At 37.2% G+C, this 13,566-nt stretch carries 13 protein-coding genes and 1 riboswitch; of the genes, 5 read left to right on the top strand and 8 right to left on the bottom strand.

The genetic code is table 11. The features are described 5' to 3' along the window. Positions 1 to 8: 8 nt before the first annotated feature. The 3 genes from AC1Q6O_RS00610 to AC1Q6O_RS00600 form a co-directional block, all read right to left on the bottom strand. Positions 9 to 164, bottom strand: coding sequence for a hypothetical protein (locus tag AC1Q6O_RS00610; protein ID WP_008176206.1), 156 nt, complete (start codon positions 162 to 164; stop codon positions 9 to 11). Continuing rightward, positions 142 to 834: a response regulator transcription factor gene (locus AC1Q6O_RS00605; protein WP_008176208.1), complete on the bottom strand. Its 693-nt coding sequence runs from the start codon at positions 832 to 834 to the stop codon at positions 142 to 144. Before AC1Q6O_RS00605 ends, AC1Q6O_RS00610 begins: the two co-directional genes overlap by 23 nt. 76 nt (positions 835 to 910) lie before the next feature. Continuing rightward, positions 911 to 1,789, bottom strand: coding sequence for a DMT family transporter (locus AC1Q6O_RS00600; protein ID WP_089985947.1), 879 nt, complete (start codon positions 1,787 to 1,789; stop codon positions 911 to 913). 151 nt (positions 1,790 to 1,940) lie between these two features. On the opposite strand from AC1Q6O_RS00600, the gene AC1Q6O_RS00595 reads away from it, so the two are divergent. After that, positions 1,941 to 2,171: a MerR family transcriptional regulator gene (locus AC1Q6O_RS00595; protein WP_036122699.1), complete on the top strand. Its 231-nt coding sequence runs from the start codon at positions 1,941 to 1,943 to the stop codon at positions 2,169 to 2,171. A 65-nt stretch (positions 2,172 to 2,236) separates the two neighbouring features. Here AC1Q6O_RS00595 and AC1Q6O_RS00590 read toward each other — a convergent pair whose 3' ends face one another. The 3 genes from AC1Q6O_RS00590 to AC1Q6O_RS00580 all read right to left on the bottom strand — a co-directional run bounded on the left by AC1Q6O_RS00590 (position 2,237) and on the right by AC1Q6O_RS00580 (position 5,714). Next, positions 2,237 to 3,223, bottom strand: a complete 987-nt coding sequence (locus tag AC1Q6O_RS00590) for a homoserine dehydrogenase (RefSeq protein WP_069479870.1) — start codon at positions 3,221 to 3,223, stop codon at positions 2,237 to 2,239. 471 nt (positions 3,224 to 3,694) lie between these two features. Further along, entirely contained in the window at positions 3,695 to 4,081 is a 387-nt protein-coding gene (locus tag AC1Q6O_RS00585) for a hypothetical protein (protein ID WP_089985946.1), read from the bottom strand. Positions 4,082 to 4,409: 328 nt separating this feature from the next. Then, positions 4,410 to 5,714 (bottom strand): O-acetylhomoserine aminocarboxypropyltransferase/cysteine synthase family protein, encoded by a 1,305-nt coding sequence (locus AC1Q6O_RS00580; protein ID WP_089985945.1) that lies wholly within the window; start codon positions 5,712 to 5,714, stop codon positions 4,410 to 4,412. Positions 5,715 to 5,830: 116 nt separating this feature from the next. Then, positions 5,831 to 5,944, bottom strand: a riboswitch (SAM riboswitch). Positions 5,945 to 6,098: 154 nt separating this feature from the next. Here AC1Q6O_RS00580 and AC1Q6O_RS00575 point away from each other — a divergent pair. Continuing rightward, complete coding sequence (locus AC1Q6O_RS00575) at positions 6,099 to 6,731, top strand: glycerol-3-phosphate acyltransferase (RefSeq protein ID WP_089985944.1); 633 nt, start codon at positions 6,099 to 6,101, stop codon at positions 6,729 to 6,731. 201 nt (positions 6,732 to 6,932) lie between these two features. After that, positions 6,933 to 8,414, top strand: a complete 1,482-nt coding sequence (locus AC1Q6O_RS00570) for a DASS family sodium-coupled anion symporter (RefSeq protein WP_008176219.1) — start codon at positions 6,933 to 6,935, stop codon at positions 8,412 to 8,414. 80 nt (positions 8,415 to 8,494) lie between these two features. Here the strand turns inward: AC1Q6O_RS00570 and scpC are convergent, their stop codons facing one another. Continuing rightward, positions 8,495 to 10,015: a succinyl-CoA:acetate CoA-transferase ScpC gene (gene scpC / locus AC1Q6O_RS00565; RefSeq protein ID WP_492400868.1), complete on the bottom strand. Its 1,521-nt coding sequence runs from the start codon at positions 10,013 to 10,015 to the stop codon at positions 8,495 to 8,497. 366 nt (positions 10,016 to 10,381) lie between these two features. Here scpC and chrR point away from each other — a divergent pair, with 366 nt between their 5' ends. Beyond that, positions 10,382 to 11,113: a class II chromate reductase ChrR gene (chrR, locus tag AC1Q6O_RS00560; protein WP_008176223.1), complete on the top strand. Its 732-nt coding sequence runs from the start codon at positions 10,382 to 10,384 to the stop codon at positions 11,111 to 11,113. Positions 11,114 to 11,324: 211 nt separating this feature from the next. Continuing rightward, a complete protein-coding gene (locus AC1Q6O_RS00555; protein ID WP_008176226.1) occupies positions 11,325 to 11,750 on the top strand; it encodes a hypothetical protein in 426 nt (141 codons plus the stop codon). A 44-nt stretch (positions 11,751 to 11,794) separates the two neighbouring features. On the opposite strand, the gene AC1Q6O_RS00550 is transcribed toward AC1Q6O_RS00555, so the two are convergent. Continuing rightward, entirely contained in the window at positions 11,795 to 13,474 is a 1,680-nt protein-coding gene (locus AC1Q6O_RS00550; RefSeq protein WP_043990097.1) for a tripartite tricarboxylate transporter TctB family protein, read from the bottom strand. Between the last annotated feature and the right edge of the window lie 92 nt (positions 13,475 to 13,566).

The following is a 13,566-nucleotide window of genomic DNA, read 5'->3' as shown; positions in this document are numbered from 1 at the left end:
ACACTCCTCTAAAAAATTCTTTCTAGTAACTGTAAAACCTCTGAGGAGCGAGAATCGACGATTTGATAAGCATAAACGCCAAAATAAATAAGTCCAACAACACCTGCAATGAATCCTGCAATAGTCATATACTTCTCTATTTTATTTTTCCATTTTATAGCCAACGCCCCATACCACCTTTAGATAGCGTGGGTTTTTTGGGTCCGCTTCAATTTTTTCACGAATTTTTCGAATGTGCACAGCTACAATATTTTCAGCATTGTAGGCTTCCTCATTCCAAACTCGTTCATAAATTTCACGAATCGAAAAAACACGCCCTGCATTTTTCATTAATAATTCCGTAATTTTATATTCTATTGGAGTTAGTCGAACTGGTTCTCCTTCTAAAATGATTTCTTTAGCATCTTCATCAAGAGTAAGCCCGTCAATTTCTACTTTTGTTGCACCTTCACTATACGTTCCTAGTTGTACATAGCGTCTAAGCTGTGATTTCACTCGTGCTAATAGCTCTAATGGATGGAATGGCTTTGTTACATAATCATCCGCGCCTACCGATAATCCATGAATTTTATCTCCATCTTCTGCCTTTGCACTAAGCATAATAATAGGGATATTGCGCTCTGCTCTAATTTTAAATGTCGCAGTAATCCCATCCATATTTGGCATCATTATATCTAAAATAATTAAATGTACTTCATTATTTTCTAGCTTGTCTATTGCATCTAAGCCATCTGCTGCTTTTATAACATTATAGCCTTCATTTTTTAAATAAATTTCAATACCATCACGAATATCTTGATCGTCGTCTGTAACAAGAACTGTTAGTTTCGTCATGATAGACACCTCGCTCTCAAATATAAGTGTACCTTTCAAATCTTAAAATCCAGCTAGTAAAAAAATGAAGAATTTCTTAAGGTTTTAGCTTATTATGAAGCCTTTCTTGCCTCCCACCTATCGTCAACACAACAATGCTGCCTAATAGCATTGCTACACCTAGCCAGGACACGCCACTTAACTGTTCTCCGACTAGAAAAACGCCAAGTATTGCGGCTGTCAATGGCTCAGCTAAGGATAGAGTTACAGCTGTTGATGAATTTATTTTTTGCAAACCGTTTAAGAACAGTAAATAAGCTACGCTAGTACACATAATTCCCATAAATAGTATCGTCCATAAATTTTGCATATTTTCTAACCAAGCAAAACCATTAGACAGTGAAAACGGTAGTAAAAATAAAGTACAGAGCGAAAACGTCATAGCAACTGCTGGTAAAGCATCTTCCTGCACCATTAATTTCTTACTAATATTTGTATAAAAGGCAAAAGATAACCCTGCACAGAGCGCTAAACCAAAGCCACCCATTTGTACAGCTTCTTCCCCATTATTGATAAACAATAAAAGACAGCCCATGATCGCTATCAATGTAGCTAGCCCCCAAATAATAGATGGTCGGTTTCTCCATATAATCCATTCAATAATGCCTGAAAATACCGGTGCACTTCCAATGGTCGCAACAGTTCCAATTGCTACACTTGTTAGACGTATTGATGAAAAGAAAAGACCTTGAAAAAGAGCAATACTAGCCGCAGCTAAAATCGTCCATTTCCACGACCAATGTAGAAAATTAATTTTTCGCCAAAAAATTGTAATAGCTAAGAGGATTCCACCACCAATGGCAGAACGAATAGTGGCGACTGCAATCGGAGATACATTATTATCTAAAAACGTTTGGGCAGTTCCTGTCATCCCCCATAAAATAGCTGCTAACCATACAAATAACAGATTTAACATGTAGACCCCCTCCGCCTTCTTCCTTCCAATACTAATCATACATATTTATCCAAAATCAAACAATTATCATTTTTACTTTTTCTTTCATCCACTCCAGTATGCATTCGGTTAAATGGACGTTATAATGAATACAGTTAAAGGAGCGAGTTGTATGTACAAAACAATTGAAGAGACAGCAATTGAACTAGGTATGCCTGAAGAACAAATAATACGCCTAGTCTATGAGGGACGCATCCGTTCCGTTTTCGATGGAAATATGATACTCATAAATAGTGGACAATTTAGTACGTATTTTAATCAATTGGAACGTATTAAAGAGGAAATTGAAATATGGAGATCTACCCCGATACCAGAGGATATTGACGTAAAAGACGAGGATTAAAAAGCCCACCATTCAATCAATAGATCATTGTTGAATGGCGGGTTACCTTTATAAAATAATAATGATTAAATCGTTACAACAAATCCTGCCCTTTTCCCGATGATTTCAGCATAATCTTCTACCATCACACTTGCTGTTGGGTACATTCCAGCACCAGGACCTACTAAGGTTAAAGTACCAATATAATTTGTTTCTAATGCAACTGCATTGAACACATCATCGACTGGATAAAGTGGATGTTCTTTATCAACCAGTTGTGGTCCAACCTTTGCTACAATTTTCCCATTAGCTAGTTTTTCCACCTCAGCTACATGACGGTAACGTAAACCCTTTTCACATGCCTCATGGACCTGCGAAGCTGAAATACTATCTATGCCGATAACTTCTACATCCGCCCAATCAGGTTGCTCTCCAAATGCTAGGGCGCTTAAAATCATTAACTTTTTAAAGGCATCCTGACCAGAAACATCATTATACGGATCTGCCTCAGCGTAGCCTAAACTTTGCGCTTCTTTTAAAGCTGTATCAAATGACCAGCCCTCTGCTCGCATTTTAGTTAAAATATAATTACAAGTACCATTTAAAACACCTTGTATACGACTAACATCATTAACAAGTAATATATTTTTCATCGTTTTAATAACAGGTACTCCTCCAGCAGTTGTCGCCTCAAAGCCTACAAAGACACCATTTGCTTTTGCAAGTTCTTGTAACTCTAACCCACGCTTTGCAAACATGACTTTGTTGGCAGTAATAACATGACATTTATGCTCTACCGCTCTCTTTAAATAGCTATATGCAGGCTCTTCATTCACAATGGCTTCAAATATTACTTGCATGCCTGGTTCAGCCAATACATCATCCATGCTTGTAGTCATCAAATGTGCTGTGCCTGGTACACGTTCGCGGCTAGCATCTGTTACTAAAATTTTCGCTACTTCCAACTCAATGCCTAATTTATTTTTAAGATCTTCCCGCTTTTCATTTAATATATGATAGATCCCTTGACCTACCGTTCCAAATCCTAAAATCGCTGCCTTTATAGTTGCCATTCTTATTATTCCCTCCAACTTACATTCCGCAGTTTCATCAAGCCAAACTCTCCGTGGGGTTGTGCCAAATCATTTGACACCAACCGCAGGCCTTAGCCAACCCTTAATTTTGGATAAATTTTGATATTCAGTACATGTTAGATCATATACAAATTCAAATAATTCGAAATTTAACTTAAAGAAAATTGTAACGCATATATATACTTTACACAAGAAAAATCTTTCTAGGAAGGACATTTGTTTTCCCTAGACGTGCAAAAGAAATCGGTTTCATTCCTTTTACTATACGTTTTTTTAGTTTATCCATAAAATTTGAACAAATATTGACTCTTTACTCTCAAATAATGATGTCTTTCTTCTATTATATATGTATGTTCAGACACCCATAAACCAGCTAAATAATTAAACTACTATAAAAAAGGCTCATTCCCTGTAGCAGCAGAGAATGAGCCTAAATATATGAGGGATTATTTAGCTCGCTTTTGAAAGCAATTGAAAACGATATTGTGTTAAAGCTTGTTGAACAATACTAATTTCTTCTTCTGTAAAATTTGGTATTGCATACGTACGTTCTACTAATTGAAATGTACCGTATTTCAAATAAAATTCTGTTGCTGGAAGCTGGATGTGGCTCACACCATACTTCGCATATGTCTCATAAACTTCCTTAATCGTATAGCCAATATCATCTGCGCAAACCTGTTCCTGATATGCTGAATGACCAAAAATTTGCTGCCATTTATGTTCCACTAATGTAAGGATGTGTTGAATGGATTGATTGTTAACAAATACATGACCTTCATTTAGTTCATAAATTAGATAAGATGCAATGTTTTGCGCACTATAGAGATTACCCATTTTAAACACTCCTTTATCATCAGTTTTTTTGAAGAGTAGCCACTGGCTATGTAACTACTCTCCTATCTATTCAAAAGTGGGGGGAGCACTTATGAAAACATTTACCTTTTCAACGAGGTTTTTCCGAACACTTAACTTAATTCCAAGTATATAACAAGGTTTTAACAAAGTCAATAATACATATAAAATTACTCGGTATTATTTTTTAAAAGGTTCTGATAATTACCGGATGAGGTAATTGGTTAATGTAGCAACGTTTGACGTATACCAAATGAGGCTATTCGAATGAGAAAATACGTAAACGCTACAACACTCGCCTGTCTCTATATTACGCTTCTACTGTTTGTTCAGTTGTTGCTGTTGCCTGAGTAATAGCCTGCTCTAAATCTGCAATGATGTCCTCCACTGCCTCTAAACCGATTGATAAGCGAATGAGCGATTCGGTTACGCCAGCTTGAATTAGTTCATCTGCTGATAATTGTTGGTGTGTAGTAGATGCTGGATGGATAATTAGCGACTTAGCATCCCCTACATTTGCCACATGTGAAAACAGCTTTACATGATCAATAAGCTTTCGTCCTGCTTCACGTCCACCTTTAATGCCAAATGTAAGCACTGAGCCGAAGCCATTTTTTAAATACTTTTTCGCCAACTCATGTGTTGGAAAATCTTCCAGGCCATTATAATTTACATACTCCACAGATGGGTGGTTACGTAAATATTCAGCCACAGCTAAAGCATTTTCATTGTGTTTAGGGATACGCAAATGAAGCGTCTCTAAACCTTGTAATAGATTGAAAGCTGCATCTGCACTTAACGTTGGTCCAAAATCACGTAACAGCTGTACACGCAGCTTTGTAGCAAATGCTGCAGAAGCTGTATCTATTCCATAGCGTAAACCATGGTAAGAAGCATCCGGCTCTGTAAAGCCTGGGAATCGCCCACTAGTCCAATCAAACTTACCAGCGTCTACAACAACACCGCCTAGAGTTGTCCCATGGCCACCTATCCATTTAGTTGCTGAGTGAACTACCACATCTGCACCGTAGTCAATTGGTGTAGAACCATAAGGAGAAGCAAATGTACTATCGATAATTAATGGTAAGCTGTTGTCATGTGCAATCTTAGCTACAGCTTCAATATCTAAAACCTTTAAGCTTGGATTACCGTAAACTTCTGCGAAGACAGCTTTTGTTTTATCAGTAATGGCAGCCTTAAAATTCTCTGGGTTTGTTTCATCTACAAAAATCGTTTTAATACCATAGTTTGGTAATGTATTAGCGAATAAATTATACGTACCACCATATAAAGAACTGGCTGCTACAATTTCATCTCCTGCTCCAGCTAGATTTAATATAGAAAATGCAATAGCTGCTGCACCAGATGAAAGTGCTACTGCTGCCGTCCCACCTTCTAATAAAGCCACACGCTTTTCAAAAACATCCACTGTCGGATTCGTAATTCGCGTGTAAATGTTTCCCGCTTCCTCTAAGGCAAAAAGACGTTGCGCATGAGCAGTGTCTTTAAAAACGAAAGCAGTTGAACGGTAAACAGGAACTGTTCTAGAACCCGTCACTGGGTCTGGTTCTTGACCGCCATGTAACAGCAGTGTTTCTGGTTTAAAATTTGTCATTGTGTACCTCCATTTGGTTATTTTTTTACGATGGTACCGGAGATGAGGAGGATTTTTCTGTAGAAAACAAAAACCCTCTTCAGCTAAGAAGAGGGTTGCGGTTGCAAGTTTTCCTCCCCTTATCTGCCAGATCCAAGTAAGAATCTGTAGGAATTAGCACCTTAGTAAGTTCATCACCTACTGGTTGCCGGGCATCATAGGGCCTATCCCTCCGCCGCTCTTGATAAGAGTATGAGATTCAATTTCCATCGTTGTTACAAAGTATAAGCATAGAGTTTTTTTCTGTCAACATCTAAATTTTATTTTTTCCGAAACTTCTGTCTGCTCTTTTACGTAGTAAGAACGCATACACTATTTTAAAAAAAATTTGAAAGGAGTATTTTTATGGTAAAAGCCGTGATCTGTTTTCTAGTTGTTGGCTATTTGATTGGCTGTATTCACGGCTCTAAAGTGGCACAATTTTTATCCGGGGTTGATTTAAAAAAAGCTGGCCATGGCAATGCTGGTGCCTCTAATGCTACGCTTTCACTCGGCTGGAAATATGGCGTTTTAGTAGCTCTTATCGATATTGGCAAAGGCGTCGTAGCCATCGTCGGTGCACATTTTTATTTAACAGATGCAACACATTTAACAGCAGAACAAACATGGCTCCTCACCTATTTGATAGCTGCAGGGGTTATTTTGGGGCATAATTTCCCTTTTTATATGGGCTTCAATGGTGGAAAAGGGACTGCCTCTATCATTGGAATTTTACTTGCGGTTGATTGGAAGATTGGTTTATTTGCACTTATTCTATTTATTATTTTATCTTTTGCAACGAACTATTTAATTGTTGGGGTATTAGAGTTTTACCTCGTTTTTTGTACCGCTACTTATTTATGGATTCCTGGGCTTGGCCCGACCATTATTACCATTCTACTTTTTGCTATTGCTATTATTTTGCACATTGAAAATATTCAACGTTTAATCAATGGAACCGAGCCTAAAGTTACTTCTGCCTTCAAGAAAAAGAAATAATATTTTTTAGGAGATATTTGTATTTTTTACGACCATAAATTATCTCTTTAATTACTATTAAAGCTGTAAAACAGACATATTTTGCTTCTTTTCATTCTATACAACAAATGGACGAATTCTTATCTTAAAAAAACATTATACTGGCCGATGTTATGGATAATAACCGTCATTTTTACGTAGACGTAGAAGGGATGAGAAAATATGTCTTCACCTAAACAAACAACAACGAAGCGTAATTTAAAGCCTTTATGGATTGGGTTGGCTTTTGCTTTATTAATTATCATTATTTTTTTACCTAATAACGGTGAGCTACCTGTAGCTGGACAGCGCGCTTTAGCCATTTTAGCTTTCGCGGTTATCCTGTGGGTAACAGAGGCCGTTTCATATCCTGTTAGCTCTGCAATGATTATCGCACTCGTCACTGTTTTACTAGGACTTGCACCATCCATGGATGATCCAACAACACAACTAGGTACTGCTAGCGCCTTAAAACTATCATTAAGTGGTTTTAGTAACTCTGCCGTGGCCCTAGTAGCAGCGGCTCTTTTTCTAGCAGCAGCCATGCAAATTACCAATTTGCATAAACGACTTGCTCTTTGGATTCTTTCACTTGTAGGAACAAAAACAAAAGCCATTGTTTTCGGTGCAATATTAGTTTCAATTGCCCTTGCATTTTTTGTTCCTTCAGCTACTGCACGTGCTGGCGCAGTAGTCCCTATTCTTCTTGGAATGGTCGCAGCATTCGGTTTACCACGTGATAGTCGACTTGCTGCTTTACTCGTTATTACTTCTGTACAAGCCGTCTCCATTTGGAATATCGGTATTAAAACTGCGGCAGCGCAAAATATGGTTGCTTTGAATTTCATCCAAGAGCAATTTAATGTGAATATTTCATGGGGTGCTTGGTTACTTTATGCTGCCCCATTCTCGATTATTATGTCAGTAGCCTTATTTTTCATTATGATTACGCTTATTAAGCCTGAGACGAGCAATATTGATGGTGGTAAAGAAGTCATCAAGAAACAATTGGCAGAGCTTGGGCCGTTAAAAGCACCTGAGATTCGGTTGATCGTTACATCATTAGTTTTACTATTTTTCTGGGCAACGGAAGGCAAGCTCCATCCATTTGATACAACAACGGTTACAATTATCGCCATTGCTGTACTACTAATGCCTAAAATCGGCGTTTATTCATGGAAGGAAGTTGAACCTCATATCCCTTGGGGAACAATCATTGTCTTTGCAGTAGGTATTATGCTCGGAACTATTTTGCTGAATACAAAAGGTGCATCATGGTTATCAGATAAAGTTTTTGGTTCACTCGGTCTAGATACTATGCCAATTCTTGCTACGATTGCTATCGTAACATTATTTAATATTCTTATTCATTTAGGTTTTGCTAGTGCAACAAGCTTAGCCTCTGCACTTATACCAGTGTTTATCGTGTTAGCTTCCACATTAACAGCTAATGTTGATCAGGTTGGTTTTGTTATTGTACAACAATTTGTTATTAGCTTTGGTTTCCTATTACCAATTAGTGCACCACAAAATATGCTTGCCTATGGTACAGGAGCGTTTACAACAAAGGATTTCCTGAAATCAGGTATCCCACTAACGATTCTCGGCTTCCTCCTAATTTTGCTGTTCTCTGCAACTTATTGGAAATGGATTGGCCTACTTTAAACTCTAATCGTCTTAGATAAACTTATACAACAAAAGGCCTTGAGGGAGCAGCTGTCCTTCAAGGCCTTTTTATTAGAATTCTATTTTGATAAAGCTGGGTCTTTCATTGTCCCACTTTTTGCGTAATTGACATGCCATGACAGCGCTTTTTCAAGATCATGTGGCGTATGATGTCCACCAGTTGCCTCATTAGCGTCGTTAAAATATTGCCATAGCTGCTCACGATAGTCAGGGTGAGCACAATGATCAATAATTAGACCTACACGTTCTCTCGGAGCAAGCCCGCGTAAATCAGCCACTCCCTGCTCTGTTACGATAACATCAACATCATGCTCTGTATGATCCACATGCGATACCATTGGGACAATGCTCGAAATATTCCCACCCTTAGCATAGGATTTAGTCACAAAAATACCTAAACGCGCATTGCGGGCGAAGTCACCCGATCCCCCGATACCATTCATCATTTTAGTGCCAGAAACATGTGTAGAATTAACATTTCCGTAAATATCAACTTCTAATGCCGTATTTACTGAAATCAAACCGAGTCGACGAATAATTTCTGGTTGGTTAGAAATTTCTTGTGGACGCAGTACTAATTTATCCGCATACTTGTCAAAATTCCCATAAACACGGTTTCCTACTTGTTCAGAGAGGGTAATGGAAGTAGCAGAAGCAAAATTCACTTTTCCTGCATCGATTAATTCAAATACTGCATCTTGAAGTACTTCTGAGAATACTTCTAGGTTCTCAAACTCAGAATCTTTAAAACCAAGTAACACTGCGTTCGCCACTGATCCAACCCCAGATTGAATTGGACGCAAGCTTGTTGTTAAACGTCCAACTTTAATCTCTTCTCGTAGGAAGTTTAACAGATGATTAGCCATAATATCCGTTTCCTCATCAGCAGGAACGATCGTTGATGGCGCATCTAAAATATCAGAAACTACGATACCTTTTACTTTATCTAAATCTAACGGAATACCAATTGTACCGAGACGATCAGACACATTTTGCAAAGGGATTGGGTCCCGTTTCCCCTGTTGTGCAGGAACGAAAATATCATGAACACCTTCTAATGCATCAAGTTGTGCTATGTTTAATTCAATGATGATTTGATCTGCCTCTTGCACAAAAATCGGAGAGTTACCAACTGAAGTTGTAGGAATTAATAAGCCATCTTCTGTAATAGCAGCCGCTTCAATAATTGCAAAATCAATAGGTCCTATAATGCCTTGGCGAACCAACTCCGCATTATGAGATAAATGTGCATCTACAAATGTGATATCACCACTATTAATTTTATTGCGAATACCAGCATCTGCCTGGAAAGGTCCTCGCTTGCGAATAACGCCAGCCTCCGCTAGGTATTGGTCTACCTCAGGGCCTAGAGATGCTCCTGTATATATATCTACCTGGAAGCTCTCTTTTTTAGCTTTCTCTACAAGAGCAAGAGGTACAACTTTTACATCTCCAGCACGAGTGAAACCACTCATCCCTAATACCATGCGATCCTTAATCCAAGATGCTGCTTCTTCTGCTGTTACAACCTTGCCTCGTAATTGCTCATGACGAAGCTTTTTCGCTAACTTTTCTTCCATTCCTTATTCCTCCATCCCACTTTATTTTTGTTCAACTAGTATTTGGTTCCATTATCTCTGTCATCAAAATTACCTCTGCTTCAAACAAATAGGCAGGAGGCTTTATCCTTAATTAAAAGAGCTAACCCCACTCCTCTTCTGCATAAGAATAATCTAATTTTTGGTAGCACAACCAAATAAAAAGCCGATTATATAATTTTATACTATTTAGAATATTTAATCTATATCAAATGAAATATTTAACTTTCCGAGATAATTTCTACATTTCCAAACTATTTAAATATAATTATCTACCCCTCTTTAATCGATTTTGATTGGAAAGCGTGCTATGCTCTTGATATATAAGTGACAAAGGAGAGTAGACAAATGGTTAAAGAATTATTACGAAACCATTCTTCAGTAAGAATCTATGATGGAAACCCGATTTCAAAAGAAATTATTGAAGAATTAATCGCAACAGCCCAAATGGCTGCCACGTCACATTTTGTGCAAGCCTATAGTGTTATATGGGTAACAGATGCAGACAAAAAAGAGAAATTAGGATTACTCTCTGGGAATCCCCGTCAGTATGAAACTTCTGGTGGAGCCTTTGTTTTTTGCGTTGATTTCAAACGCCTACAAATGGCAGGTAAGTTAGAGGGAGTAGATATCGTGGCAGATTCAGCCGAAAATGTCCTTGTTGGAGTTGCTGATGTATCATTGTTTGCACAAAACTTTGTTATTGCAGCAGAATCAATGGGATATGGCATTTGCTATATTGGAGGAGTGCGCAATAACCCTTCAGAAATAAGCGATTTATTTAATTTACCTGATCACGTTTTCCCGTTGTTCGGTCTAACAATTGGTGTACCTGTTCGTCGTAATGAGGTAAAACCACGTTTGCCTGTGTCTGCCGTATTACATGAAAATGAATACAATGCCGAGAAGTATGATGAACTTTTACCAGCATATAATGAGACAATGGAAGCCTATTATAATAGTCGATCATCTAACAGAAAAATCGATAATTGGACAAAGCAAATGGCTGATTTTTTAATTGAGCAACGTCGTCCTCATATAAAAGATTTTTTAGCTACGAAAGGATTTAACTGGAAATAAACAACTTTTTTCTAAAATGGGGTTACTATCGAATGATAATAACCCCATTTTTTTCATAATATCGATACTAATTTGTATAAACTCTAGTCATTATGTCTCGATATATCTATTAAGTACAATAATAAATTAAACGAAAAGACTCTTCCATTTTCAAACAATTCCATTCATATTAATAAATGATTACTTATTTACGAAGGGAGTTATACAAGCAATGTCCTATATCAATAAACATCTTGCTCGTACCTTAGAACAACAACATAAGAGAAGTGTAAGAGGTTTATTTTTAAAAATTGAAGAACTAAATGCTGCTTGCACTCAACTAAGAAAACGACTTGAGCCTGAAACAGATATAGCCGTTTATAAATATGCGATAGATTATGTCAATCAATTTGTTGCCCATACCTCTATCCTCAATTTAAAATTTATTACTAATACTCAAAATTTAGAAGTGTTAGTATTACACGCTCTTCTACTATCCTTTATTTTAGAAAATGAGGACAACCAGTCTTTTGCCTACGAGGAAAAATTGCTAAAAGGATACTTACAAGACACTTTCACATTAAATGATCATGCAAAAACACTCTTTATAAACCATAGAGAAAAAATGCTCAGCTTTATTGAAAACGAAGGAACATAAAAAAGACGCTCTTGATATAACGAACAAGATCGTCTTTTACTTTTTTATTGTAAGCCTTTAATAATTAAAGAACGGACTGGCAGGAATTGCTCCCCTGTGTCACCATATTTGATAATAACCTCGTCACCTTCTTGTAAATAAATAGCTAAAGGTTCTGTTTCGGCACTTACTAAGTAATTTTCACCATTGCTTAATAAGAAAGAAATCGTCGTAAAATCACCAAGTCGTTCCTTGTAAACTCGGACAACTTTTCCGCTAGCCTGTTTCTCTTCTGCATTTGAACTACCATCTACCGTATTTCCTCCACGACTTAAAGCAGTTTTATACAGCTTCAGTGCTTCTCTTGGAGTGGTAGCGTAAACAGAAATTTCAGGATTGGCTGCTGAAACAATGAAATAGTTTTGTAAAAATCCATTTGAATCAAGCACCGCTGTCAGCCAGCTAGCTTCTCCATAAAAATTATATAATACAGGCATTTCACCAGCCCATTTTTTCTCAATAAATTTCTTTTCGATAATTTGCAAATTCCCCTGTGAGTCCATATAGCTTGAATCTAGATTACCTGTGTAATAGGTTGCTTCGCCTGTTCTTGCATTCGTTAAGGAATAACCTAACATGGAATCTACGCCTTCTTTAGGACTTGTAAAATCGGTAAAGTAATACATATCGCCTTTTTCATCAAAAATAGGACTGACATTCGATTCTGTACCTTCGTCCGAAGGAATTTTCACATCTTTCTTACCAAACATACTGTTCCAAAAACCATGAACATAATTACCGAAATAACTGTTCTGTAAGCTTACAGTCTCAGGTGAAACTGCACCATCAATAAATTCAGGTATAGCATCAAGCTTAACTACTTCTGACTTCCCTGTAAGTGCATCGACCAAGACAATACCTTTTACATCAAAGCCATTACGCCCAGAAATAAATTCACCATATGAGCGAATGTAATAAGGCTTCCCTTCATCATCTACTTCAAGTTGTACATCTCCGTAGAATATAAGGAATGGATGTTGTAAACGAATATGACGTTCTAAATTGGTATTTAAATAGGCTGAAGGAACATATTTCATTTCCTCTTTTACAAATTTAGGATTATCTGCTGAATCTGTAGCACTCATAATAAAGTAACCAGGTGTCGTATCACCATTCATCCATTTAAAGAATCCCGAAAATTCAACTGGTGCGATATAAACATATTCACCTTTTACTTTTTGAATTTGTAAACGACCTAATTCATAATAGCTTGTATTCGGTACTTGCCCGAATGCCTTTTTCATTTTATTACGAGCAAATTTTGGTGGAACACTTGCAGGTGTCTGTGTCTCATCAAACGGCTTTAGCTCCACTTCTTCCTTCATTTCTGAAGACTTAAATTTCTCATTCGCATTCCATAATGGTGCTGATAGAACATAGACTGCAACACCTAGGCTCGCTAAAAATAAAACACCTTTTATTTTTCGTTCAATGCCACTTGCAAGCATTGCACCAATTAACGTTAATAAAATAATAGCTGGCCAGAAAACAAGCCAATTGACGTCAATTTTTGTTACATACAAAGTGATTCCTGTTGCTAAAAACCCTAGCACAAAGACACCAATAAAAAAGTATCCAATCACCTTTCTAGATTTTCCATCTTCTCGCTTCTTAGTAATAAGCGGTGTTACTAACACACTCGCGATTAATGCAATGACTGCAGAAGCTATTAGTAGCTTAGTCATTTGGTTCATCCTCTCTTAAAGCTTTCTGTCTTCTTATTTACGGTTACATACTAAAAAAGTTTCATACATAAGGTATATTAAATTACATGTAG

Source organism: Lysinibacillus sp. GW823-FHT06C08, from assembly GCF_058795135.1.
Note: the sequence above shows the minus strand (reverse complement) of the source record. Positions and strands in the feature narration are given on the sequence as shown.

Excerpts from the sequence above, each read along its gene's own strand:
- AC1Q6O_RS00575 (WP_089985944.1), top strand. The coding sequence starts at position 6,099 with ATGGTAAAAGCCGTGATCTGTTTTCTAGTTGTTGGCTATTTGATTGGC.
- AC1Q6O_RS00605 (WP_008176208.1), bottom strand. The coding sequence starts at position 834 with ATGACGAAACTAACAGTTCTTGTTACAGACGACGATCAAGATATTCGT.
- AC1Q6O_RS00580 (WP_089985945.1), bottom strand. The coding sequence starts at position 5,714 with ATGACAAATTTTAAACCAGAAACACTGCTGTTACATGGCGGTCAAGAA.
- AC1Q6O_RS00590 (WP_069479870.1), bottom strand. The coding sequence starts at position 3,223 with ATGGCAACTATAAAGGCAGCGATTTTAGGATTTGGAACGGTAGGTCAA.
- chrR (WP_008176223.1), top strand. The coding sequence starts at position 10,382 with ATGGTTAAAGAATTATTACGAAACCATTCTTCAGTAAGAATCTATGAT.
- AC1Q6O_RS00600 (WP_089985947.1), bottom strand. The coding sequence starts at position 1,789 with ATGTTAAATCTGTTATTTGTATGGTTAGCAGCTATTTTATGGGGGATG.
- AC1Q6O_RS00570 (WP_008176219.1), top strand. The coding sequence starts at position 6,933 with ATGTCTTCACCTAAACAAACAACAACGAAGCGTAATTTAAAGCCTTTA.
- scpC (WP_492400868.1), bottom strand. The coding sequence starts at position 10,015 with ATGGAAGAAAAGTTAGCGAAAAAGCTTCGTCATGAGCAATTACGAGGC.
- AC1Q6O_RS00555 (WP_008176226.1), top strand. The coding sequence starts at position 11,325 with ATGTCCTATATCAATAAACATCTTGCTCGTACCTTAGAACAACAACAT.
- AC1Q6O_RS00595 (WP_036122699.1), top strand. The coding sequence starts at position 1,941 with ATGTACAAAACAATTGAAGAGACAGCAATTGAACTAGGTATGCCTGAA.
- AC1Q6O_RS00550 (WP_043990097.1), bottom strand. The coding sequence starts at position 13,474 with ATGACTAAGCTACTAATAGCTTCTGCAGTCATTGCATTAATCGCGAGT.
- AC1Q6O_RS00585 (WP_089985946.1), bottom strand. The coding sequence starts at position 4,081 with ATGGGTAATCTCTATAGTGCGCAAAACATTGCATCTTATCTAATTTAT.